We start from the raw sequence: 23,241 nt of genomic DNA, 5'->3' as shown, positions 1-23,241 counted from the left end.
TCAGGTGCTGGCGCGCAGGGCCAGGTGGGGGGTGAGCAGGGTGGCGTCGGGGGCGGGCTTGCCGTCGAGCTTGTCCATCACCAGCCGGACCGCCTCCCGGCCCACCTCCTCGGCCGGGATCAGGACCGAGGTGAGCGGAGGGCTGGCACGTTCCGCCACGTCGTCGGGGCAGATGGCGACCACCGCGACGTCCTCGGGGACGCGCCTGCCGAGCTGGCGCAGGGCGCTGAGCACGTGGCCGACCGCGGCCTCGTTGTGCACGACGAGCCCGGAAAGGTCCGGCTGGTCCCTGAGCAGCCTGCTCAACGTCGAGTACACCTCGTCGAACGTCTCCTCGCACGGCAGCGCCACCCCGGTCACCCGGTGCGCGGCGACGGCCGCGACGAAGCCCTCGCGGGTGCGGCGGGCGAAGCCGGTGCCGCGCTCGTAGACGACGGCGGGCGCGCCCAGCAGGGCGATCCGGGAGTGGCCGCGCTCGGCCAGGTGGGCGACGCACTGCGCGCCGGCGGCGGCGAAGTCGAGGTCGACGCAGGTCAGGCCGGCGGGTTCGGCCGGGAAGCCGATGAGCACGCTGGGCTCGGCCAGCTCGCGCAGCAGCGGCACCCTGCTGTCGTCCAGCTCGACGTCCATCAGCACGAACGCGTCGACCAGCGCGCTGGCCGCCACCCGCCTGATGCCGTCGGTGCCCTCGTCGGCGGTCAGCAGCAGCACATCATGGTCGAAGCGGCGGGCGGCGGTGACGACGGCGCTGGCGAAGCGCATCAGCACCGGCACGTGCATGCCGGCGCGCAGCGGCAGCACCAGGGCGATCACGTTGGACCGCTTGCTGGCCAGCGCACGGGCGCCGGCGTGCGGGTGGTAACCGAGCGCGTCGATGCTGTCGAGCACCCGGCGCCTCGTGCCGGCCGAGATCGTGCGCTTGCCGCTGAGCACGTACGAGACGGTGCTGACGGCCACGCCGGCGTGCCGGGCGACCTCCGTGATGGTGACCGTGCGCCCGCTCAAGTCGCCGCTCCGAAGTCGATCTGGCTCAGCGTGACGCCCTCGTTCTCGAACACCACATAAAGATCGTGCACTCCCCGCGTGGCCGCAAGGGAGGTGACGATGGCGTGCAGGTCGTACCGTCCGGTGCGGGGCACGGGCAGGGTGGCGATCGGCTGCCCGTAGAGGGGGTCGCCGATCCGCAGCGTGATCATGCCGCCTTCGGTGCTGCCGAGCACGGCCAGGCAGGAGGCGGCGCCGTTGAGGTCCACCTGCCGGAACAGGATCCAGGCGCCCTCGGCGTCGGCGCGGACGGCGTCGCCGTTCTCGCGGCTCGCCTCGGTGAACGTGACCGCGTCGTACTCGTCGTGGTCGACGGCGCGCAGCAGCCCGCGGCGCGGCGGGATGGCCTCGCCGTCGACCTCGAAGCGGGCGGTGACGCGCAGGTCGGTGGCGCTGCGGCCGGCCATGAGCCGGTGCGGCGCGCGCTCCACGACGAACCGGCCGCTGGTCACGTCCCAGCAGGCCAGCTCGCGCACGGGCAGGTCGAGGCGGACGACGCGGCTCTCGCCCGGCGCGAGCCGCACCTTCTCGAAGCCGCGCAGCCGGCGCAGCGGCTGCTTGACGCGGGAGCGCTGCTGGTGGGTGTAGAACTGGACGACCTCGACGCCCTCGCGCGGCCCGGTGTTGGTCACGGTCACCGAGGCGCGCACCATGCCCCCGGGGTCCACCTCGACCGTCAGGCCGGAGTAGCCGAACTCGGTGTAACCGAGCCCGTGCCCGAACGGGTAGCGCGGGATGCCCCGGAAGTACATGTAGGTGGCGTCGGCGGTGATGATGTCGTAGTCGAGCAGGTCGGGCAGCTCCTGCTCGGAGCGGTACCAGGTCTGGGTGAGGCGACCCTCCGGGTCCGCGTCGCCGAGCAGCACCTCGGCCAGCGCGTGCCCGTACTCCTGCCCGCCGTGCGACGACCAGAGCACGGCCGGCACCCCGGAGGCGCCCCAGGTGAGCGGGTAGCCGCTGCTGATCACCATGACCGTGCGCGGGTTGGCGGCGAGCACGGCCTGGACCACCGCGTCCTGGGCGGGGGCGAGCGCGAGCGTGCTGCGGTCCTCGGTCTCGCGGCCGTTCACCAGCGGATGGTCGCCCACGACCACGACGGCCACGTCGGCGGTGGCGGCCAGCTCGGCGGCCTGCCGCGCGCCGCTCCTGACCACCTCGGGCACCAGCCAGAGCGCCTGGTCGGCGTCGTCGACCAGGCGGAGCCTCCCGTCGGCCGCGGCGCCGACGTAACAGCCGGTGGAGATGTGCCGCAGCGCCACGGCCCCGCGCGGCCGCTCCTCCATCCGGAACGTCTGGCGCACCTCCCAGCCGTTCGGCCCCGGCTGGTCGTTGACCAGCACGCCGTCGTCCACGGACACGAACCGGCCGGTGGCCACGGCGCGCAGCGCGTAGGCGCCGCCACCCCAGTCGAACACGTCGAACGTGCCGGGCTCGGAGCCGAGGCTGAGCGGCCCGCCCGCCGGGTCGGCCGTCACGCAGCCCGCCTCGGCGGTCATCGTCACCCGGTCGACGCCCTCGCAGAAGACGGTCGCGCACCGCTCGGCCAGCCCGGCGCGTGCGGTGACGGCGTACGGGAGCGTCCCGCTGTACCAGTCCTCCATGAGCGTGTCGCCGAGCTGGCCGATGACCGCGACGGTGGCGACGTCACGCAGCGGCAGCAGCCCGTCGTTCTCCAGCAGCACGAACGAGCGCCGCGCCGCCTCGCGGGCCAGGTCCTGGTGGCGCGGGCAGTTGACGACTTCCTCGGTGACGTCGTCGTACGGGGTCGCGGGGTCGAACTCGCCGAGCCGGAAGCGGATCGACAGCAGGTGACGCACGGCGGCGTCGATGTCGTCCTCGGCCAGCAGGCCGCGATCCAGGGCCTCCCTGACGTGCCCGAGCGTGGCCTCGGCCCGGTCGTCGTCCTGGGTGAAGCTGTCCAGCCCCGCTCTGATCGCGTGCGCGTACGCCTCGGCGGCGCTGTCGTGGTAGCCCTGCAGCGTGACCAGGTTGCCGGGCGCGTAGGCGTCGCTGACCACCAGGAGGTCGTCCGGAGCCCAGGCGCGCAGCGCCTCGCCGATGAGCGGGCTGAGGTGCGCGGGCCGGCCGTTGACCAGGTTGTAGGAGGGCATGACGGCCACCGCGGCGCCCTGCTCGATGGCGGGCCTGAAGGCGGGCAGCTCGTACTCGTGCAGCACCCGGGGCGGAACGTTGCTGGAGGTGACGCAGCGGTCGGTCTCGTTGTTGTAGGCGAGGAAGTGCTTGAGCGTGGGCGCGGTCTTCAGCACGTTGGGATCGCTCCCACGAAGGCCCCACGCGTACGCCGCGGCCAGCAGCCCGGTGAGCCACGGGTCCTCGGAGTAACCCTCCTCGTTGCGTCCCCAGCGCGGGTCGCGCAGCGGGTTGACGACGGGGGCCCACACGTTGCGCCCGGCGCCCGTCGGGTCCTTGTGGTGGAAGGCCAGCACCTCGTCGGAGGTGGCCTCGCCGACGCGGCGCAGCAGCTCCGGGTCCCAGGTGGAGGCCAGCCCGACGGCCTGCGGGAACACCGTGGCGGGGCCGAGCCAGGCCAGGCCGTGCAGGGCCTCGGTGCCGGTGCGGAACGCCGCCACGCCCAGCCGGTCGATCGGCGCCTGGTACTGGTGGAGCAGGCCGATCTTCTCCTCGAGCGTGAGCCTGCGCGACAGGTCGGCGATCCGGTCGGGAAGGGGGATCTCGGGGTCGCGGAAGGGTTCGTGCATGGCCATCCTCTGGGGGGAGTGTCGAAGCGCTTCGATGACCGGCCGGTGGAGTTACGTCGGTGTTTCTGGGGGTTTCATGAAGGGTGCACGCGTCTGTGAAGCTAGGTCAAGTGGTTCGTGAGATTCCGCCGGGCAATCTTCCCGAATCGAGCGAGTCGAGCACCCGCGCCGCCCCGCCCAGCGCCGCCGCGTCGTGACCGAGCGTGGAGGCCACCACCTCGCAGCCCCCGGCCTGCGGCGCGATGGAGCCGTCGCGCACCGCGGCGCGCACCGGCGGCAGCAGCCACGGGGCCAGCGCCACGTAGTAGCCGCCCAGGATGACCACCTGGGGGTTGAGCAGGTTGGCGATGATCGACACGCCCCTGCCCAGGCCGGCGCCCACGGCGGCGAGCGTCGCCAGCGTGGCCTCGTCGCCGGCCCGCGCGGACCTGACGACCTCCTCCAGCTCGATCTCGATCTCGGCCGGTGACGGGTCGGCGCGGCGGAGCACGGCGCCGATGCCGGCCATCGCCTCCAGGCACCCGCGCCGCCCGCAGCGGCAGGCGGGGCCCTCGGGGTCGAGCTGGACGTGGCCGAGCTCTCCGCTGTAGCCCAGGCCGCCGCGGCGCAGCCGCCCGTCGAGGATGACGCCCGCCCCGACGCCCATCTGCCCGGTCAGGTAGACCAGGTCGTCGGCCCCCGCGTTGCCGCCGAAGCGCTGCTCGGCCAGCGCCGCCAGGTTGGCGTCGTTGTCGACCTGGATCGAGAAGCCGGGGTCGCGCAGCGCCTTGGCCAGGTCGCCGCCGATGTCGGCGTCGCGCCAGCCGAGGTTGGGCGCGATGCGCACCGTGCCCTGCACGTCGACCAGGCCGGGCACGGCCACGGCCAGGCCGAGGACCTGCCGCTCCTCCTTGGCCATGCGGTTGACCACCCGCCGGACGACGGCCGCGACGTTGGCCACGCCCTGGTTGACCGACTCCCCCGCGCTGAAGGAGCGCCGCCAGGCCAGCAGCCGCTGCCCCGCCAGGTCGGTGGCGACCGCGGCGACGTAGTCGACGTTGATCTCGACGCCGATCGCGGCGTACGGGGAGCCGTCGAGGACGAGCATGGTGGCCGGCCTGCCGACGCGGTTCTCGGTGAGCCCGGTCTCGCGCACCAGGCGGCGGTCGATCAGGTCGGCGACCAGGCTGGAGACGGTCGCCTTGTTGAGCCCCGTGTTGGCGGCGATGTCAGCGCGGGAGCACGGCGCGTGCTCGCGTACGAACCGGAGCACGACCGCGAGATTGGTGGCCCGGACGTCCGCGAAGTCGGCCGGCTGCGGGCCGGTCGTGGATGTGATCAATATCAGCCCCGTTCCCACCGAGAAGTGACCCCAGCATGCCGCATCGCGGGCTCCCTTCACCAACCTGTGACCGTGCCGCTCCCTTGTGGTAGCGGTCACAGTCTACTAATTTGTTTGGGCGTAATACCAACTAATTAATCCTAGTTGGCCATTCCCACTCGGAGAAGGGTGCGAGCGATGAATCCGACGACTCGCCGAGGGTTCCTCGGCCTGGTCGGCGCGGGCGTCCTGGCGGCGGCGACCGGCTGCGCCGAGAAGCGGGGGCCCGCCCAGGGCACCGCGGTCGCCGCCGACAAGCTGGCGGGCCTGGTGCCGACCCGTATGCCGTACGAGATCCCCGGCCTGCGGCCCGACCTGCCCGGCAACGAGTTCGTCGCCCCCGGCTTCCTCACCCGGCCCGCCCAGATGGTGCAGGCGGTCACCACCAAGCCGATCACCAGCGGCAAGGAGGTGACCGCGATGACCCCGCTGTGGGGCACGGTGCCTCCCGGCCTCGGCGACAACTCCTACTACGCGGCCGTCAACGAGCGGCTCGGCGGCACCGTCCGGTTCAACATCTCCGACGGCAACACCTACGTGCAGAAGGTCTCCACCCTCCTGGCCAGCGGCGACGTCCCCGAGCTGATGCAGATCCCCGGCTGGGAGCTGATCAAGATCGCCCGATTCACCGAGGCGGCCAACAAGCTCTTCGCCGACCTGTCGCCCTATCTCGCCGGCGACAAGGCCAAGGAGTTCCCGCTGCTGGCCAACTACGACACGGCCGCCTGGCAGTTCGGCGTGTTCGGCGGCGTGCTGCAGGGCATCCCCTGGCAGAACGAGCCCTTCCCGTTCGCCCTCTTCGTCCGCCAGGACATCCTCGACGAGCTGGGCCTGCCGCACCCCAAGAGCACCGACGACCTGCTCACCCTGGGCAAGGAGCTGACCGACGCGAAGAAGAAGCGCTGGGCCTTCGGCGGCGTCGACCAGGAGCTCCAGCGCGCCTTCGGCGCTCCCCGCGAGTGGCGTAAGACGGCCCAGGGCACGCTGGTCCACAAGTATGAGACCGACGAGTTCGCGGCGGCGGTAGAGTTCCTGACCAAGCTCTTCGAGAACGGCTGGGTGCACCCCGACATCGTGGCCAACGCGTTCGCCGACCAGAAGGCGCCGTTCGGCAGCGGCCAGCTCATGATGCTGAAGGACGGGCTCGGCTCCTGGCACGAGAACCTCGGCCGCTTCCTGCCGGACAACCCGAAGTTCGACCAGCAGCCCGTGGCGCCGTTCGCGGCCACCGCCGGACAGGCCCCCATCGTCTGGCGCAACGAGCCCGCCAGCATGTTCTGCTTCGTCAAGAAGGGCCTGGGCGACGCCCGCACCCGCGAGCTGCTGGCCATCGCCGACTGGTGCTCGGCCCCGTTCGGGACCCAGGAGTACGAGCTGGTCAACAACGGCGTCGAGGGCGAGCACTACAAGGTCGAGGACGGCAAGGTGGCGCAGACCGCCCTGGGCCGCAAGGAGGTCGCGCCCACGTACATGTTCCTGTCGGGACGGCCGCCGGCGAACTCCATGAGCCAGTACGACGGCCTCGTCCAGTCGCTGTGGGACTGGCAGACCGGCGCGGCCAAGTATCTGGAGAACGACCCGTTCGTGGGGATCCGGGTGGAGGTGCCGTCGAAGATGGCGGGCCTGGTCCAGCCGACGGAGGACAAGCTCAACGAGATCTACCGCGGCAAGCGGCCGGTCTCCGAGTGGAAGACGATCGTGAAGGAATGGCAGGAGCAGGGCGGCAACGAGGCACGCGAGTTCTACAGCAAGGTCGCCAAGGAGAACGGCCGCCTGTGAGCTCCCCCGCCGTGACCGCCGAGAAGCCGGCCCGGCGCCGGGCCGGCGGGAAACGCGGCAGGAAACGCGGCAGGACCGCGGACTGGCGCGCCAAGCTGCGCCGCGACTGGCCGCTGCTGCTGATGAACCTGCCGATGCTGCTGCTCGTGGTGGCGTTCTGGTGGATCCCCGGGCTCGGCAACATCATCGCCTTCCAGGACTACAGCCCCTACTCGGGCGGCATCCTGGGCAGCCCGGTCATCGGCTTCACCAACTTCGCGCTGCTCTTCCAGGACCCGCAGTTCCTGCGCGCGATCGTCAACACGCTGTCGATCACCGCCTTCCAGCTGATCTTCTACTTCCCGGTGCCCATCATGCTGGCGCTGCTGCTCAACAGCGTGGTCTCGGCCAGGCTGCGGGCGTTCGTGCAGGGCGTCGTCTACCTGCCGTACTTCTTCTCCTGGGTGCTGGTGGTGGCCATCTTCCAGCAGATGTTCGGCGGCGCCGGCCTGCTGGCGCAGCTGCTGCGCGAGCGCGGGCACGAGGGCGTCGACTGGATGACGAACTCCGACACGTTCATCCTGCTGCTCACCACGCAGACGATCTGGAAGGACGCCGGCTGGGGGGCGATCATCTTCCTGGCCGCGCTGAGCACGATCAACCCCAGCCTGTACGAGGCCGCGGCGGTCGACGGCGCCAAGCGGTGGCGCCGGATGTGGCACATCACGCTCCCGGGGCTGCGGCCGGTGATCATCCTGCTGCTGATCCTCCGGCTGGGCGACGCGCTGAACGTCGGCTTCGAACAGTTCATGCTGCAGCGCGGCGCGGTCGGCAGCGAGGTGTCGGAGGTGTTCGACACGTTCGTCTTCTACTCGGGCCTGCGCACCGGGGATCTCGGCTACGGCGCGGCCGCCGGGCTGTTCAAGGGCCTGGTCGGGCTGCTGCTGATCGTCGCGGCCAACCGGGTGGCGCACGCGTTCGGCGAGCGAGGGGTGTATTCGAGATCATGACTCTGCTGGCGACGAGGAAGAAGCCGTCGGGCCTGGCGGCGTGGGAGGAGCCGCCCTCACCGGCCGGGCGGGTCGGCAAGGGCGCGGTGCTGACGGTCATCGTGCTGGCCGTGCTCCTGCCGCTCTACACGATCGTGCTGACGAGCCTGAGCTCCAAGGCCACGGTGAACCGGGTGGGCGGGCTGGTGCTGATCCCGGAGGGCATCACTTTCGACGCCTATATCCAGATATTTTCGGACACGGTGGTGCGGCGGGCCGTGCTGGTCGCCACCGGCGTCACCGTCGTCGGCACCGCCATCAGCCTGGGCGTGAGCATCCTCGGCGCGTACTCGCTGGCCCGGCCCGGCTCGTTCCTGCACCGGCCGCTGCTCTTCGCGGTGCTGCTGATGTTCGTGTTCTTCCCCGGCCTCATCCCCGTCTACCTGATGGTCAGCGGGCTCGGGCTGAAGGACACCTACTGGTCGCTGATCCTGCCGACGGCGGTGTCGGCGTTCAACGTGGTGGTGATGCGGGCGTTCTTCATGAACATCCCCGGCGAGATCATGGACAGCGCCAGGATCGACGGGGCGGGCGAGTTCCGCATCCTGTGGCGGATCGTGCTGCCCATGTCGAAGGCCGTCACCGCCGTCGTCGGCCTGTTCTACGCGGTCGGCTACTGGAACGCCTGGTTCAACGCGATGCTCTACCTCGAGGACACCCGCAAGTGGCCGCTGGCGCTGGTGCTGCGGCAGTACGTGGTGGACTCCAACCCGCTGCCCACGGCGACCGTGGGGGTCACCGGCGCGGGCGACATGCCGCCGACGCTGGCCATCAAGATGGCGATCGTGGTGGTCGCCGTGGTCCCCGCGCTGGTCATCTACCCGTTCGTGCAGCGCCACTTCACCAAGGGCGTGCTGATCGGGGCCGTCAAGGGGTGAGGGCGCCCCCGGAGGGGCGCCCTCAGGCTAGACGGGCGTGCAGGTGAGGGCCGGCGTGGAGCCGGCGCTGGTCTGGCTGCCGTTGAAGCCGAACGACGTGGCCGCGTTCGGCGCCAGGTTGCCGTTGTAGCCGACGTTGGTCACGCTCACGTTCGCGCCCGACTGGGTGTGCGAGCCGCTCCAGAGCTGGCTGATCCTCTGGTCACCCGGCCAGGTCCAGGTCACCCGCCAGCCGGTGATGGCCGAGCCGCCGGTGTTGCGTACCGTGACCTCGGCCTGGAAGCCGCCGGGCCACTGGTTGCCCGCCTGGTAGGTGGCCGTGCAGCCGGTCCCGGTGGTCGGCGTGACCGTGGGGGTCACAGTCGGAGTGACCGTCGGAGTGACGGTGGGCGTGACCGTGGGCGTCACGGTGACCGGCGGGCCGGTGCGGTCGCCGTAGATGATGCCGCGGCCGTTGGTGCCCAGGTAGACGCGGCCGTACACGCGCGGGTCGCCCGTGAGGGCCTCGCCCATGTTGCCCCACTGGTGCTGGTCGTCGTTGATCCGGAGCCAGTTCGCGCCGGTGTCGTCCGAGCGGTAGAGGCCGGTGACGCCGTCGATCGTGGCCACCGCGAAGATCGCCATGTAGGTGGCGCCGGGCGCGGCCTTGCCGAAGCCGACGTTCACCGAGCCGGTGATCCCGGAGATCTTGGTGAAGGACGCGCCGCCGTTGGTCGAGCGCCACAGGCCGCCCTCGCCCGCCAGCCAGATGTGGCCCTCGACGCCGGGCACGGCCTTGAACTTGCCGGTCGCGGGCAGCCCGGAGGCGGCGGTGGCGGTGAACGACGCGCCGCCGTTCGTGCTGGCGTAGAACCGGCCGCCGTCGAACCCGTAGAACTTCGAGGCGTTGACCCGGTCGGACTCGACGATCGCGCCCGTGGGCAGGCCCTGCACCTGGGTCCAGGAGTTGCCGAAGCCGACCGAGTAGTGCGGGGTGACGCCGCGCGGCGCCCACACGAAGCGGGAGCCGTCGGCCGCCGCCGCGACCGTGCCGCCCTCGTTGATGCCGCCGGGCTCGCTGCCCTGGAACCAGTTGGCGCCGCCGTCGGTGGAGAAGGCCACGTGGCTGTCGTTCGGCCGGTCGGCGTCGGTGAAGTTGCCGGCCCGCACCATCACGGACGGGTTCCGCTCGGCGTAGTCGAGGCTGGTCGTGGAGGTGAAGTTCGGCGAGGTGAACATCATCGGCGGCACCGCGTCCAGGTTCGTGTGCCGGAACCCGGCGATGTCACCCAGGCCGCTGATCAGCGGGGCGCCGCTGGGCGGGCTGATCAGGTCGAGCACCGCGGTCTCCTCCAGCCCGCGAACCATGGGTTTGATCGTGAACGTGCCGCCGGAGTCCCACTGGGTGAGGTTCTCGGTGCCGTAGATCGTGGCGCCGGTCCCGTACATCATCCGGTTGGAGTCGAACGGGTCGATCTCCAGCGACTCGGTCATCCAGCCGAGCTTGGGCGTGACCTCGGGCGGCTGCGGGTTGGTGCCGAAGGTCAGCCAGGGCACCTCGGAGACGTTCATCTGGTAGCGGAAGCTGCGGTTCGGGTACGAGGTCCAGTCCCAGACCCGGGTCCAGGTGGCGCCGGAGTCGGTCGACCTGAAGAAGATCACGTCGGGCCACCAGGAGATCTGGGTGGCGACCATCAGCGTGCCGGGGTCCTGCCGGTCCAGGGTGAGGCCGCTGTAGCCGAAGTAGTCGTCGGAGCTGGACGACGGGACCGGGCTGACCTGGGTCCACGTGCCTGTCGCGGTGTCGAGCCGCCACACGTCACCCTTGGCGCCGTCGTACGGGCCGCTGGTGTCGCTGGTGGCGATGAACAGGTGGCCGTTCTGGGCGTCCAGCACGCCCTTGTGCGCGATGTAGCCGGTCGGCTGGCCCGCCACCCGCTGCCAGGTGGCCCCTGCGTCCGTGGTGCGGTAGACGGTGTTCTGCTTGTCGGCCACGCCCACGTAGATGGTCCTGGTGGCGGTGCCCGAGGAGGACGAGCGCGGGTCGTAGGTCACCCAGACGACGCCGGGGCGGTGGCTCTGGTAGCCGTTGGGGTCGCTCGGGTCGTCGGCGTGGTTGCCGGGGTTGGGGAAGCTCGTCACCTTCGCCCAGGTGGCGCCGTAGTCCGTGCTGCGCCACAGGCCGTTGCCGTTGGGGGCGCCGAAGTAGAGCACGCTGTTGCGGTTGGGGTCGACCGACAGCGCCTCGCCCATGCCTCGGCCGGGCATGTTGCCGCCGAGCTTGAACGGCAGCTGGGTGGCCTGCCAGGTGGCGCCCTTGTCGGTGGAGCGCAGGATGGCGCCGTTGTTCGGGTCCCAGTCGTTGGTGTACATGCCGACGGCCGCGTACAGGCGGTTGGTCTGCACGGGGTCGGTGGCGAGGCTGATCACGCCGTTCCAGCCCCACTTGTCCCAGCCCACCCAGTCGAGCAGCGGCGTCCAGGACTTCGACGACTGGTTCCAGCGGTACGCGCCGCCGATGTCGGTGCGGGCGTAGATCAGGTTGCGCTCCGTGGGGTTGAAGACGATGCCGGGCACGAACCCGCCGCCGTCGATCCGCACGTTCTTGTAGGTGTACGGGTCCGCCGCGACGGCGGCGACCGGAGTCATCCGCACCACTGCTGTGGCCAGCAGGACTGCGGTGATCGCGAGCAGGCTGAGTAATGCCTTTCGCATGAGCGGCTCTCCCTTTCCTGGCACGCCGAAAGAGCGCACCTGAGGACAAACAGATGACCGCCATGCACGACCAGGTTGCAGGACCCTGACCATCGCCGCGCCCTCGCGCATGAGCAATTAGAGGCTCACACACGCCTCAACGGCCCGTCAATAGTTTGGACGTACAACCAAATAAGTCGGCCCGGCACGGAGCCATGCTCCCCGTGCCGGGCCGACGCTCCGTCACCGGGCCAGGGTCAGATCCCTGAGCCGGATCCCGCCCTTGAAGAGCACGTACAGGTCGCCCTTGCCGGGCTTGAGCCGCGCCGTGACCGTGGCGTACTCGTACACCCCGCCCGTGGCCGGCACCTGGACGGAGGCCAGCAGAGCGCCCTTCGGAGAGCCGCGGCGGAGCTCGATCGAGCCGCCCGCGACCGAGGCCACCCCGGCGCTGAGCTCACCCCCGTAGACGGCGTCGGTGAACGAGATCCAGCCGCCGTCCGACCCGGCCACCACGTCGCCGCGCACCTTGTTCTCGTCGGCGAACGTGACGCCCGCGTAGTCGTCGAAGTTCATCGCCCTGGTCGGCTTCGTCAGGTCGCGCGGCGGCACCTTCTCCCCGCTCACCTTCAGCGTCGTGCGCTGCCTGATCTTGTCCGAGGCGGAGCCCACGAGCACGTCGTGCGCGGCGTCCTCGACCACCCACGTGTCCCGCGTGTGGTCCCACACGGCCAGGTCGGACTTCTTCAGCGGGAACGTCACCGTCTTCGACTCGCCCGGCGCCAGCGCGATCCGCTGGAAGCCGCGCAACCGCTTGACCGGCTGGTCGAAGCGGGACTGCCGCTGGTGGGTGTAGAGCTGCACGACCTCCTCGCCCGCCACGCGGCCGGTGTTGGTGACCTTGACGCTCACCTGCTCGCCCTGCGCCTTCAGCCCCTGGTAGCCGAACGTGGTGTAGCTGAGCCCGTGACCGAACGCGAACTGCGGCCGGCCCTCGTGGTACAGGTACGTCATCCCGGTCTTGGCCAGGTCGTAGTCCAGGATGCTCGGCAGCTCGCCACCGGCATACCAGGTCTGGGTGAGCCGCCCGGCCGGGTTCACCTCGCCGAAGAGCACGTCGGCGACCGCGTGCCCGGTCTCCGCGCCCGCGTGCGTGGTCCACAGCAGCGCCGGGGCGTCCACGATCACGGGATAGCTGGTCTCCAGCACCACCACGGTCCTCGGGTTCGCCTTGCGCACGGCCTCGATCAGCCGCTTCTGCCCGTCGCCCAGCCGCAGGTCGTCACGGTCGTGGAACTCACGGCCGTGCACCCACGGGTGGCTGCCGACGACCACGACCGCGACCTCGGCCTTCCGGGCCTGCTCGGCCGCCGCGGCGATGCCGTCGGAGACGACCTCCTTGGCGAACCTCGCCGCCTCCGCCTTCGGGGCCAGCGCGAGCGCGCCGTCTGCGGTCACGGTCACGTACGGGTCGGGCAGCGCGTACCAACCCTCGACCGCCTCGAACCCGGCGTACCGGATCAGGAAGGTCCCGTCGCCCTGCTTCTCCAGCGAGAACTGCTGCGACACGTACCAGCCGTTGGGGTCGTCGTCGTCGGTGTCGAGCGAGCGCCAGTCGCCGCCGAGCAGCTTGCCGTTGCCCACGTTGCGCAGCGTCGAGATGTCGCTCACCCAGTCGGTCACGTCCCACTGCGAGGCGGGCGTCGGCGCGGTGTCCACGAGCGCGGCGTTGGCGTCGGGCCCGGTTCCGGTGGCCGTGACGTACTTGCCGGACTCGACGTGCTTGAGCGCGACGCGCTCCAGGCCCGCCCCGGTGGTCACGTCGGCGACCCGCTCCTTGATCCCGTCCAGCGGGGTGACCTCGTACGGCATCGTGCCCGCGTACCAGTCGCTGTAGAGCTCGTCCGCCAGCGGGCCGACCACGGCCGCCGACTTCGGCGACCTGAGCGGGAGCGTGCCGGAGTTCTTCAGCAGCACGGCCGCCTTGGCCGCGGTCTCACGGTTGAGCGCGCGGTGCGCGGGGCTGTCGATCACGCTCGCGCCGATGCCCTTGTACGGGCCGCCGTCCGGGTCGAAGTGGCCCAGGCGGAACCGGATGGTCAGCGCCCGGCTGACGGACCGGTCGACGTCGGCCTCGGTGATCAGGCCGCGCTCCAGGGCCGTGGTGAGGTGCTGCACCATCGGGCCCTTGTCGCTGCCGTCGATGGTGAAGCTGTCCTGGCCCGACTTGAGCACCGCGGCGAACGCCTCGGCCTTGTCGTCGTAGTACCGCTCCAGGTCGGTGAGCGCGTGCGGGCCCCAGGCGTCGCTGACGTTGTAGAGCGTCTTGTCCGTCCAGGACCTGACGACCTCCTCCAGGTCGGAGTTGACGTGGTTGGGCCGGCCGTTCACCAGGTTGTACGAGGCCATGACCCCGGTCGCGGCGTCAGCCGAGATCGCCGACCTGAACGCCTGCTCGTAGTACTCGTGCTTGAGCCTGGGCGTCAGGTTGGACGAGGTGAGGCTGCGGTTCACCTCGTTGTTGTAGGCCAGGTAGTGCTTCAGCACCGGCGCGGTCTTCAGGTAGAACGGGTCGTCGCCCTGCAGGCCCTTGCCGTACGCGGTCGCGATGGCGCCGGTCAGCAGCGGGTCCTCGGAGTAGCCCTCCTCGTTGCGGCCCGCCCGGGGGTCGCGCAGCGGGTCCACCACCGGCGCCCAGACCTGCAGGCCCCACAGCGTCGGGTCGGTCGCGTTGTAGCCGCGCGCCTCGTCGCCGACGGCCGAGCCGACCCGCTTGATCAGCTCCGGGTCCCAGGTGCTGGCCAGGCCGACCGCCTGCGGGAACACGGTGCCCTTGGCCAGCTTCTGGTTCCAGTTGTCGTCGAGCGCGTTGGACCAGGCGACGCCGTGCAGCGCCTCGGTGCCGTTCTTGTGGTACGGGACGCCCAGGCGCGGGATGGCCTCCTGCGACTGGTGCAGCAGACCCAGCTTCTCCTGCAAGGTGAGCCGGCCCAGCAGGTCGGCGACCCGCTGCTCCACCGGCAGCGACGGGTCGCGGAACGGTAACTCCGCCTGCGCCGCGGCCGGTGCCGCGAGCAGCGACGCGACCAGGGTTAAGGCGATCAGGATCGGTTTCTTCATGGGGGTTCTCCTCGGGAGGGAGGCTCACTTCACGGCGCCGACCGTGATGCCTCGGGTGAGCGTGCGCTGGAAGATCAGGAAGAACGCCACCGCCGGGACGATGCCGAGCAGGGCGGAGGCGCTGGACATGGTCGCGTCCATGTACCGCTCGCCCTGGAGCACGCCCAGCGCGACCGGCACGGTCTGGTTGTCGTTGGAGATGAGGAAGATCAGCGGCAGGAAGAACTCGTTCCAGGTCCAGATGAAGAAGAAGATCATCAGGACGCTGATCGTCGGCCGGCTGATCGGCACCACGACCCGGACCAGCGCCCTGAACCGGCCGGCCCCGTCGATCTCGGCCGCCTCCATGATCTCCTTCGGGAACTGGCCGAGCACCGCGCTGAGCAGGTACGTGCCGAACGCCGCCTGGATCACGGTGAAGATGATGATCATCGACAGCCTGGTGTCGTACAACCCGGCTTCCTTGGCCAGGTAGTACAGCGGGTAGGCCAGCGCCTCCTGCGGCAGCGTGTTGGCCACCAGGAACAGCACCAGGATCGACAGCCGCCCGCGCACCCGCCCGATGCCGAGCGCGTACGCGTTGAGCACCGACAGCACGACCGCCAGCACCGCGACGGAGCCGCTGATGAGCAGGCTGTTCCAGAGCTTCTCGCCGAAGTCCACCCGGTTCCAGAAGTCCACGATGCCCTGGAGGTAGAGCCCGCCGGGCAGGCCGAGCGGCCCCTCCGACGCGTACTCCTCGGGCGTCTTGACCGCGTTGAGCGCCACGAGGGCGAACGGGAACACCATCACCAGCGCCGCCACCGTCATCGACGCCAGGACGGCCCACCGGCCCGGCCCTCTCATGACTCACGCTCCTGCACCCGCAGGAACAGGAACGTCACCACGACGATGATCAGGGCCAGCACGGTCGCGATCGCGGACCCGTACCCGACGTTGCTCTTCTGGAAGAAGTTCAGGTACGAGAAGTACGACGGCACCAGCGTGGCGTTGCCGGGCCCACCGCGAGTGAGCACGAAGATCGGCCCGAACACCTTGAGCGCGGCGATCGTGCAGGTGAGCAGCACCACGAAGATCTCCGGCCGGATCTGCGGGATCGTGATGTGCCACACCTTGCGCCACCACGACGCCCCGTCCAGCTCGGCCGCCTCGTAGTAGGCCGGGTCCACCCGCTGCAGCCCCGCCATGAAGATCACCACCGGGTAGCCGAGCTGGAACCACACCATCACCGCCATCACGGTGGCCAGCGCCAGGTCGGGGTCGCCCAGCCAGTCGAGCTCCAGGCCGAACGCCTGGTTGACCGCGCCGTACGACGGGTGCAGCATCCAGCCCCACACCACCCCGGCCACCGCCACGGGCAGCACCTGCGGCAGGTAGTACATGGCGCGCAGCGCCGAGGCGGTGCGCGGGCCGAACCGCCTGCCGATGTAGTCGAACAGCGCCGCCGCCAGGACCAGGCCGAGCACCGTGGGCACGATCGCCATCGCGAAGATCAGCGCCACGTTGTTCTGGAAAGACAGCCAGAACCGCTCGTCCTCCAGTAACCGGGCGTAGTTCTCCAGCCCGACCCACCTGGGCGTGCCCACCCCCGACCAGCGGGTGAAGCTCACGCCCAGGTTCATCAGGAACGGCACCACGATGACGGCCAGGAACAGCACCAGGCTCGGCACCAGGTAGAGCCAGTAGCCCTTCTTACGGACGCGCATCTAGTTGCCGAGGTCGGCGAGGTTGTCCTCGTACGGCTGCGCGAGCTCGTCCAGCATCGCGGCGGGCTGCTTGCTGCCGTTGATGAGGTTCTGCGTGGCGGCGACCATGACGTCGTAGTAGCCGGGCGCCGGCCAGTCGGGGTAGAACGCCAGCCCGTCCCTGGCGGTCAGCGTGTTGAAGCTCTCGATCAGCTCCTTGCTCTTGGCGTCCGTGATCGCCGCCGGGTCGGCCGCGACCGGCACGCCGCCGGAGTTGCCCAGCAGGTTCTGGACGTCCTTGCTCATCGTGATGTCGATGAAGTCGTAGGCCAGGTCCTTGTTCTCGGACTTCTCCGGCACGACCCAGAGGTTGCCGCTGGAGCCGGGCGCCATCGTGGCCCCGGGCCACAGGAAGTGACCCCACTCGAAGTCCTTGATCTCCGAGGCGAACCGGCCGTACCACCAGCTTCCGCTGACCATCATCGGGTGCTCGCCCTTCATGAACGACACGCCCATGTCCTCGGCCTTGATACCGGAGGACTTCTTGTCGAGGTAGCCCTTGCCGACCCAGTCGGCGAACGTCTGCGCGCCGTAGGTGAACTGGGGGCCGTGGAAGTCGACCTTGCCCTGGTACGCCTGGAAGGCGTCCACCCAGGCCCGGTCGGCCTTGCTGAGCGCGAGCTGGTAGAAGATCTGCTGCGCTGGATACTCGGCCCCGGCGGTGCCGATCGGGGTCACCCCGGCCTTGACGAAGGTGTCGAGCGCGGCGGTGAACTCCTCGAAGGTCGTCGGCACCTCGACCTTGTGCTTCTCGAACAGGTCCTTGTTGTAATAGACCATGACGAACTCGCCGTAGTTCGGGATGCCGTACCACTTGCCGGCGCCCATGACGCCCCGCTCGTCGTACTTGGCCGTGGTCTGCAGGCCGCCCGGCAGCAGCTTGTCCCAGCCGCGCCCGGTGACCTCGGCGCTCAGGTCGGCGAGCAGGCCCTGCTTGGACAGCAGGCCGGCGGTGGCGTTGCCCTTGTTGTACTCCATGAGGTCGGGCGCCTCGTCGGAGTTGAGCACCATGCTCGCCGTCTTCTGGATCTGCTCGAAGCTCTTCTCCTCGAACTCCACCTTGACGTTCGGGTGGGAGGCCTCGAACTTCTTGATCGCCTCGGCCCAGGCCTTGCCCATGGCGGACTCGGCGGCCTCGTAGTGCCAGAGCTTGAGCACGCGGGGCCCGTCGCTCTGCGCGGGCGGGCTCTCCGAGCCGGAACCGCAGGCCGAGAGGGCCAGCACCATGGCTGCCAGCGCCGCCACGCCAGACTTTTTGATCATATTTCCTCCTGGGTGATGACGGCCCGGCCGGGCGCGCCCGGCACCGGGGCGAACTCGACGGCGGCGACCCGCTTCGGCCCGGTGACGGTCACGCGCAGCGTGTCGCCCTCCAGGGTGGCCGTGACGGCGGTCTCTCCGTCGGTGTCGTGGATCCGCATGCGGCGGTCGCCGCTCCCGAAGGCGACCAGCGTGATCCGGTCCGGCGTCCGCACGGTGTCCCCCGGCTCGGCGACAGGGATCAAGGCACCGTACCGGACGAACAGCGGGAGCTCGGCGAGCGGCTTGACCACGCGGACGTAGCGGGAGCCGGCGTGCACCTCGCCCGTCCAGTAGTCCACCCACTCGCCCTCCGGCAGGTAGACCTCCCGCGCGCCCTCCGGCGAGGTCATCGGCGCCACCAGCAGGTCGCGGCCGAGCAGGTACTGCAGGTCCGCCTGCCAGGCGACCGGGTCGCCCGGGTGGTCGACGCAGAGCGCGCGCATCATCGGGGCGCCCGTCCTGGCGGCGTCCACGGCCGCCGAGTAGATGTAGGGCATCAGCCGGTAGCGCAGCCGGAGCGCGGCCACCGCGTGCTCCTCCACCGCCGGGAACTCCCACGGCTCCCTGCTGGTGGTGCCGTGCAGCCGCAGCAGCGGCGACAGCGCGCCGAACTGGGTCCACCGGACGAACAGGTCGTCGCTGGGCCTGCCGGTGAAGCCGCCCGCGTCGTGGCTCCAGAACGGCACCCCGGACAGGCCGTGCGCCAGCCCGCCCCGGATCGTGCTGCCCATCGCGGCGTAGCTCGTGTAGGTGTCGCCGCTCCACTGGGCGCTGTGCCGCTGCCCGCCGAGGAACGACGAGCGCGCCCACACCAGGCTGTGCCCGTGCACCTCCCTGGTGACCTCGGCGACGGCGTCGTTGAACAGCAGCGTGTAGACGTTGTGCAGGTCGGTGCCGGTCATCCCGTTGGCCGCGACCGCGTCGTGCGGCACGCCTTCGGCGAAGTCGGTCTTGAACGCCTGCACGCCCTGGTGCAGCAGCGCCCTGAGCCGGTCCTGGAACCAGCGGACGGCGTCGGGGTGGGTGAGGTCGAGGATGCCGCAGGCGGGGTAGGAGCCGTGCCAGGTGTCGGCCACGTACGGCTCACCATCGGGTTTCTTCAGGAAATATCCGGCATCGGCTGCTTCCTGGAACGCCGGGCTCTGATGGGAGATGTACGGGTTCATCCACAGGCAGACCTTGAACCCCATCCCGTCCAGCTCCGCCAGCATCGCCTCCGGCTCGGGGAAGTTGACCGGGTCCCAGCGCAGGTCCGACCAGTGGCCGTCGGTCTGCCAGTAGGTGTCCAGGTGCAGCACGTCGCACGGGATGCCGCGCTCCCTGATCGTGCGCGCCCTGGCCAGCACCCGCTCCTGGCTGTCGACGCAGAAGCCGGAGGAGATCCAGGTGCCGAACGCCCACTTCGGCGGCAGCACCGGCCGGCAGGTCAGCCCGTTGTAGCGCTCCAGCACCTCGGCCGGGGTCGGCCCGGCCAGCACGTAGTAGTCCATGACGTCGTCGGGCACCACGATCTGCACCGCGCTGTGCGTCGACTGGCACACGTCGAACTCGGTGGGCGCGCCGCTGTCGACCAGCACCCCGTACCCCTTGCTCGACACGTACAGCGGGATGTTCTTGTACGCGCGCTGCGACTCGGCGCCGAAGGCGTCGAAGTTCCACATCAGGGGCCGCTGGCCGCGCTTGTCGAGCGGCGCGAACGACTCCCCGAACCCGGCGAACGCCTCGTCGGGCGCGACCTCGAAGCTCTCGTGGAAGGCCACGTGCGCGCCGCCCGCCGACGACCGGCCGAACGGCAGCGTACGCAGCCGGCCGCTGATGTCGGTGTGCCCCCGGTCCTGCTCCAGCAGCGGGGCGCCGGTGGCGTCGGTGAAGCGCAGGTGCCACGGCGCCAGCCTGATCTCGGCCCGCAGCGAGCCGGCGTCGATCACGATCGGCTCCCCGGGCGCCACCTCGGCCCGCGCTCCCGCGTACGAGCCCGGCGTCACCATCGCGATGGCCCGCTCCGAGCGGGGCCGGGCGTCGGCGTCCTCGCTCAGCCGGACCCGGATCACGCCCTCGCCCGCGACGCCGATCTGCACGACCAGGGTCTCCTCCGCCGTGGTGACGGCCTTCAGCATCACTCCCGCGCCGTCGGCGGCGACCAGCTCGGCGGCGGTCAGCGCGGACAGTCCACCCTCGCCGTGGGCGCGCACCGGCAGCTCGGGCGGGTCGGCGACGAAGTACTCGTGCGCGACGAGTGGGGGGCGGTAGGGCATGGACGCTCCTCTTCCAGACAGCGCAAAACTCGTGAATTAGTTTGGTGCCCATACCAACAAACGTCAACGGTATTCGTGAGCGCGATGAACACTTAGCCCTTGCGCTAACTATCAGCCTCCGCAATACTTAGCCGCATGGCACAGTATTCGGCACAACTGGACGGCGTTTTCGTCGCCCTGGCCGACCCGACCAGGCGTGCCGTCGTCCGGCGCCTCGGCCACGGGCCCACGAGCGTCGGCGACCTCGCCCGCGAGTTCCCGATGACCCTCCCCTCGTTCATGAAGCACGTGCGGACGCTCGAGTCGAACGGACTCATCCGCACGGTCAAGTCCGGCCGGGTGCGCACGTGCGTGCTCAACCGCGAGCGGCTCGCCCTCGTCGACGACTGGCTCGCCGAGCAGCGCCGCGTCTGGGAGGAGCGCACCGACCGCCTCGAACAGTTCGTCACGGAGGACGACCAGTGAACCCCGATCTCGACCTCGCCCTGGAACGGATCATCCGGGCCCCGCGCGCGACCGTGTGGAGCGCCTGGACCGACCCGGCCAAGCTCGCCCGCTGGTGGGTCCCGGCCCCGTCCCGCTGCCGCGTGGACCGCCTGGACCTACGGCCCGGCGGGGCGTTCGTGACACGGCTCAGCGACGACGGCGCCGTTTTCGTACCGCATCTGGACGCGTGCTTCCTCGCCGTGGACGACCTGGAGCGGATCGTGTTCACCAACGCGATCACCAGCGCGTGGCGTCCCGCGAACCCCGACCCGGTCGCGATGACGGCCACGATCACGCTGGACGACCACCCTGACGGGACCCGCTACCGGATGCTCGTCCGGCACGGCGACCCGGCGTCCCGCGCCCATCACGAGAAGATCGGCTTCGCCGCCGGCTGGGGCACCGTCGCCGGCCAGCTGGCCGCTTTCACGGAGGCACCGCAATGAAGATCACCCTCACCGAGTTCGTCACGCTCGACGGCGTCAGCCAGGGCCCCGGCTCGCCCGACGAGGACACCAGCGACGGCTTCACCCGCGGCGGCTGGCTGGTGCCGCACATCGACGGGACGTTCGTCCGCCGCGCCTCCGACTGGCTCGACCTCGCCGACGGCCTGCTGCTCGGCCGGCGCACCTACGAGGCGTTCGCGCGCGACTGGCCGAAGATCACCGACCCCGCCGACCCGTTCGCCGGACGGATGAACGCGCTGCCGAAGTACGTGGTCTCGAACACCCTCACCGAGGGCAGTTGGGACCCCACGACCGTGCTGGCCGGCGACCCGGTCCGGACGGTCGCCGCGCTCAAGTCACGCCCGGGACGGGAACTCCAGATCCACGGCAGCGCCCGCCTGGGCGACGCGCTGCTGTCGGCCGGGCTGGTCGACACGCTCCGTCTCGTGGTCGCCCCCACGGTGCTCAGGACCGGCCGCCGCCTCCTGACCGGTGACGGCGACGCGTCCGGTTTCCGCCTGACCCATCACGAGGCGACGCCGAACGGCCTGCTGCTCCTCGAATACCGGACGACAGGCCAGGCGCCCCGGGCCGAGTACGCCGGCGTCACGGCCTTCATCTAGGAGGACGCGGCCGCCCCTCATCAGGCGGGGCCGCGGCTCCGCAGGAGGGGCAGATAGACCTCGTCGACGATCTCGACCAGGACGTCGTCGGGCACGGTCGTGAGCCCTCGCGTGACGTACTCGTTGCGCAGCAGCGCGAGGGCCACGGTGACGACCCTCGGATGCAGGGCCTCGGGCGGCACCTCGCCGCGCGCCACCGCACGGCCCACGATCGTCAGCCAGACGCCGGACCCGCCGTCGGCGACGGCGTCGTGCAGCCGCGCCAGCAGCTCCGGCTCGTCGCCGACGCCCGCGAGCAGGCCGCGGAGGATCTCGGCCTGCGGCGAGGACAGGTCGCAGTTGACGCGGCGCAGCAGCGCCAGCGCGTCGTCACGGAGCGCTCCGGTGTCCGGCGGCCGCAGCTTCTCCGTGGCGAGCCGCTGGTAGGCGGCGACGCCCAGCGCGGCCCGGTTGGGCCAGCGGCGGTAGATCGCGTTCTTGTTGGTGCCGGCCCGGCGGGCGACCCGGTCCATGGTCAGCCCCGGATAGCCCGACTCGGAGAGCTCCTCCACGGCCGCGCGCAGGATGGCGCTCTCCAGCTCGGCGCCACGACGCCTGCTCGCGGGCTTCGCCGCTGACTCTCCGGCCGCACTCACCCGCGTAGGGTACCGCACGTACCCCATTCTCGGAAATGTCTGGACTCTCGGGAGAACTTTACGGTACGTTGCGTACCCTATCGAGGGAAAGGACATACCGGCATGCGAGCCAAGGGCATCGGTTACGACACCGGGATCATTCTCGACGGCGTCGAGAACAGGCCGTTCGACCGGACGATCATGGAACGGGAGCTCCAGATCATCCGCGACGACCTCCACTGCACCGCCGTGCGCATCTTCGGCACCGAGCCGGACCGGATCGAGTTCGCCGCCCACCACGCGGCCGGCCTGGGCCTGGAGGTCTGGTTCTCGCCGTTCCCGCATCACCTCGACCGGGGAGAGCTCCTCGACCTGCTCGCCGACGCGGCCGAGCGCGCCGAGCGGGTCCGCCTTGGGGGCGCCGAGGTGGTGTTCGTCGCCGGGGCGGAGGTGAGCCTGTTCAACCGCGGGTTCGTGCCCGGTGACACCATCCAGGAGCGCGTGGGCGCCCTCCTCGCCCGGGGACCGGAGCTGGGCCGGCTGTCCGCCCAGGTCAACGACTTCCTCGGCGAGGCCGTGTCCGTGGTGCGCGAGCGGTTCGGCGGCAAGGTCACCTACGCCTCGGTCCCCCTGGAGAACGTCGACTGGACGCCGTTCGACATCGTGTCGGTGGACGCCCACCGCTCGAAGGAGGTCGCCCACCTCTACCAGCAGGGCATCCGCTCGCTGGTCGCCCAGGACAAGCCGGTCGCGATCACCGAGTTCGGCTGCACCGCCTACCGCGGCGCGGCCGACCTCGGCGCCCGCAGCGGGGAGATCATCGAGTACGACGGCGTCGTCCCGGTGGGGATCAACGGCGACTACGTCCGCGACGAGGAGGAGCAGGCCACCTACCTCCGCGAACTGCTGGACGTCTTCACCGCGGAGGGCGTCGACGCCGCCTTCGCCTGCACCTTCGTCTGCTACGGCCTGCCGCACCGCCCCGACCCCCGCAAGGACCTCGACCTGGGGAGCTGGGGCGTGGTCAAGGTCCTGGACCACGGCTCCGGCGAGACCTACCCCGGCCTGCCCTGGGAGCCCAAGGCCGCCTTCGCCGCCCTCGCCGGTTACTACGGCGGGCACTGACCCACGGGCGCACATTGACTAAATGCATCGTGCATCTAGTCAA

General features: G+C 70.5%; 17 protein-coding genes. 7 read left to right on the top strand and 10 right to left on the bottom strand.

All coding sequences use genetic code 11. From position 1 onward, the window contains the following. The 3 genes from AB0K05_RS01205 to AB0K05_RS01195 all read right to left on the bottom strand — a co-directional run bounded on the left by AB0K05_RS01205 (position 1) and on the right by AB0K05_RS01195 (position 5,085). Positions 1–1,005 carry a LacI family DNA-binding transcriptional regulator gene (locus tag AB0K05_RS01205; RefSeq protein ID WP_219543646.1) on the bottom strand — a complete coding sequence of 335 codons (1,005 nt, stop codon included), beginning with the start codon at positions 1,003–1,005 and terminating at the stop codon, positions 1–3. After that, positions 1,002–3,764 carry a glycoside hydrolase family 3 C-terminal domain-containing protein gene (locus AB0K05_RS01200; protein ID WP_364225486.1) on the bottom strand — a complete coding sequence of 921 codons (2,763 nt, stop codon included), beginning with the start codon at positions 3,762–3,764 and terminating at the stop codon, positions 1,002–1,004. Before AB0K05_RS01200 ends, AB0K05_RS01205 begins: the two co-directional genes overlap by 4 nt. Positions 3,765–3,870: 106 nt before the next feature. Further along, positions 3,871–5,085, bottom strand: a complete 1,215-nt coding sequence (locus AB0K05_RS01195; RefSeq protein ID WP_148036976.1) for an ROK family transcriptional regulator — start codon at positions 5,083–5,085, stop codon at positions 3,871–3,873. Positions 5,086–5,262: 177 nt separating this feature from the next. Between AB0K05_RS01195 and AB0K05_RS01190 the strand changes: the two genes are divergently transcribed. From AB0K05_RS01190 to AB0K05_RS01180, 3 genes are read left to right on the top strand one after another with little or no spacing between them, the layout of a single operon-like run. Then, positions 5,263–6,903 (top strand): extracellular solute-binding protein, encoded by a 1,641-nt coding sequence (locus AB0K05_RS01190; protein WP_364225482.1) that lies wholly within the window; start codon positions 5,263–5,265, stop codon positions 6,901–6,903. Next, a complete protein-coding gene (locus AB0K05_RS01185) occupies positions 6,900–7,892 on the top strand; it encodes an ABC transporter permease subunit (protein WP_261809080.1) in 993 nt (330 codons plus the stop codon). Before AB0K05_RS01190 ends, AB0K05_RS01185 begins: the two co-directional genes overlap by 4 nt. Further along, positions 7,889–8,809 carry a carbohydrate ABC transporter permease gene (locus AB0K05_RS01180; protein WP_364225479.1) on the top strand — a complete coding sequence of 307 codons (921 nt, stop codon included), beginning with the start codon at positions 7,889–7,891 and terminating at the stop codon, positions 8,807–8,809. Before AB0K05_RS01185 ends, AB0K05_RS01180 begins: the two co-directional genes overlap by 4 nt. A gap of 27 nt (positions 8,810–8,836) precedes the next feature. Here AB0K05_RS01180 and AB0K05_RS01175 read toward each other — a convergent pair whose 3' ends face one another. The 6 genes from AB0K05_RS01175 to AB0K05_RS01150 form a co-directional block, all read right to left on the bottom strand. Further along, positions 8,837–11,503, bottom strand: coding sequence for a cellulose binding domain-containing protein (locus tag AB0K05_RS01175; protein ID WP_364225476.1), 2,667 nt, complete (start codon positions 11,501–11,503; stop codon positions 8,837–8,839). Between the two features lie 222 nt (positions 11,504–11,725). Then, entirely contained in the window at positions 11,726–14,602 is a 2,877-nt protein-coding gene (locus tag AB0K05_RS01170) for a glycoside hydrolase family 3 C-terminal domain-containing protein (protein WP_364225473.1), read from the bottom strand. Between the two features lie 24 nt (positions 14,603–14,626). Next, positions 14,627–15,448: a carbohydrate ABC transporter permease gene (locus tag AB0K05_RS01165; protein WP_364225470.1), complete on the bottom strand. Its 822-nt coding sequence runs from the start codon at positions 15,446–15,448 to the stop codon at positions 14,627–14,629. Next, positions 15,445–16,308 carry a sugar ABC transporter permease gene (locus tag AB0K05_RS01160; RefSeq protein WP_148036969.1) on the bottom strand — a complete coding sequence of 288 codons (864 nt, stop codon included), beginning with the start codon at positions 16,306–16,308 and terminating at the stop codon, positions 15,445–15,447. The genes AB0K05_RS01165 and AB0K05_RS01160 overlap by 4 nt, the downstream gene beginning before the upstream one ends. Next, positions 16,309–17,610 carry an extracellular solute-binding protein gene (locus AB0K05_RS01155; RefSeq protein ID WP_219543654.1) on the bottom strand — a complete coding sequence of 434 codons (1,302 nt, stop codon included), beginning with the start codon at positions 17,608–17,610 and terminating at the stop codon, positions 16,309–16,311. Beyond that, the gene (locus AB0K05_RS01150) at positions 17,607–19,904 is read right to left on the bottom strand and encodes a TIM-barrel domain-containing protein (protein ID WP_364225466.1); all 2,298 of its coding nucleotides are present in this window, start codon (positions 19,902–19,904) and stop codon (positions 17,607–17,609) included. Before AB0K05_RS01150 ends, AB0K05_RS01155 begins: the two co-directional genes overlap by 4 nt. Before the next feature lie 135 nt (positions 19,905–20,039). Between AB0K05_RS01150 and AB0K05_RS01145 the strand changes: the two genes are divergently transcribed. From AB0K05_RS01145 to AB0K05_RS01135, 3 genes are read left to right on the top strand one after another with little or no spacing between them, the layout of a single operon-like run. Then, positions 20,040–20,369, top strand: a complete 330-nt coding sequence (locus AB0K05_RS01145; protein WP_364225463.1) for a metalloregulator ArsR/SmtB family transcription factor — start codon at positions 20,040–20,042, stop codon at positions 20,367–20,369. Beyond that, complete coding sequence (locus AB0K05_RS01140) at positions 20,366–20,836, top strand: SRPBCC domain-containing protein (protein ID WP_364225460.1); 471 nt, start codon at positions 20,366–20,368, stop codon at positions 20,834–20,836. Before AB0K05_RS01145 ends, AB0K05_RS01140 begins: the two co-directional genes overlap by 4 nt. After that, complete coding sequence (locus tag AB0K05_RS01135) at positions 20,833–21,459, top strand: dihydrofolate reductase family protein (protein WP_364225457.1); 627 nt, start codon at positions 20,833–20,835, stop codon at positions 21,457–21,459. Before AB0K05_RS01140 ends, AB0K05_RS01135 begins: the two co-directional genes overlap by 4 nt. Before the next feature lie 20 nt (positions 21,460–21,479). On the opposite strand, the gene AB0K05_RS01130 is transcribed toward AB0K05_RS01135, so the two are convergent. After that, complete coding sequence (locus AB0K05_RS01130; RefSeq protein WP_308248813.1) at positions 21,480–22,094, bottom strand: TetR/AcrR family transcriptional regulator; 615 nt, start codon at positions 22,092–22,094, stop codon at positions 21,480–21,482. Between the two features lie 102 nt (positions 22,095–22,196). On the opposite strand from AB0K05_RS01130, the gene AB0K05_RS01125 reads away from it, so the two are divergent. Then, a complete protein-coding gene (locus tag AB0K05_RS01125) occupies positions 22,197–23,198 on the top strand; it encodes a hypothetical protein (RefSeq protein ID WP_364225453.1) in 1,002 nt (333 codons plus the stop codon). Positions 23,199–23,241: the final 43 nt, after the last annotated feature.

It is taken from the genome of Nonomuraea sp. NPDC049486 (assembly GCF_040676925.1).
Taxonomy (GTDB): domain Bacteria; phylum Actinomycetota; class Actinomycetes; order Streptosporangiales; family Streptosporangiaceae; genus Nonomuraea; species Nonomuraea ferruginea.
Note: the sequence above shows the minus strand (reverse complement) of the source record. Positions and strands in the feature narration are given on the sequence as shown.

What these genes read in the sequence shown, in the direction of transcription:
- AB0K05_RS01160 (WP_148036969.1), bottom strand. Translation starts at nt 16,308, where the DNA reads ATGCGCGTCCGTAAGAAGGGCTACTGGCTCTACCTGGTGCCGAGCCTG.
- AB0K05_RS01200 (WP_364225486.1), bottom strand. Translation starts at nt 3,764, where the DNA reads ATGCACGAACCCTTCCGCGACCCCGAGATCCCCCTTCCCGACCGGATC.
- AB0K05_RS01150 (WP_364225466.1), bottom strand. Translation starts at nt 19,904, where the DNA reads ATGCCCTACCGCCCCCCACTCGTCGCGCACGAGTACTTCGTCGCCGAC.
- AB0K05_RS01190 (WP_364225482.1), top strand. Translation starts at nt 5,263, where the DNA reads ATGAATCCGACGACTCGCCGAGGGTTCCTCGGCCTGGTCGGCGCGGGC.
- AB0K05_RS01135 (WP_364225457.1), top strand. Translation starts at nt 20,833, where the DNA reads ATGAAGATCACCCTCACCGAGTTCGTCACGCTCGACGGCGTCAGCCAG.
- AB0K05_RS01145 (WP_364225463.1), top strand. Translation starts at nt 20,040, where the DNA reads ATGGCACAGTATTCGGCACAACTGGACGGCGTTTTCGTCGCCCTGGCC.
- AB0K05_RS01155 (WP_219543654.1), bottom strand. Translation starts at nt 17,610, where the DNA reads ATGATCAAAAAGTCTGGCGTGGCGGCGCTGGCAGCCATGGTGCTGGCC.
- AB0K05_RS01125 (WP_364225453.1), top strand. Translation starts at nt 22,197, where the DNA reads ATGCGAGCCAAGGGCATCGGTTACGACACCGGGATCATTCTCGACGGC.
- AB0K05_RS01175 (WP_364225476.1), bottom strand. Translation starts at nt 11,503, where the DNA reads ATGCGAAAGGCATTACTCAGCCTGCTCGCGATCACCGCAGTCCTGCTG.
- AB0K05_RS01180 (WP_364225479.1), top strand. Translation starts at nt 7,889, where the DNA reads ATGACTCTGCTGGCGACGAGGAAGAAGCCGTCGGGCCTGGCGGCGTGG.
- AB0K05_RS01165 (WP_364225470.1), bottom strand. Translation starts at nt 15,448, where the DNA reads ATGAGAGGGCCGGGCCGGTGGGCCGTCCTGGCGTCGATGACGGTGGCG.
- AB0K05_RS01170 (WP_364225473.1), bottom strand. Translation starts at nt 14,602, where the DNA reads ATGAAGAAACCGATCCTGATCGCCTTAACCCTGGTCGCGTCGCTGCTC.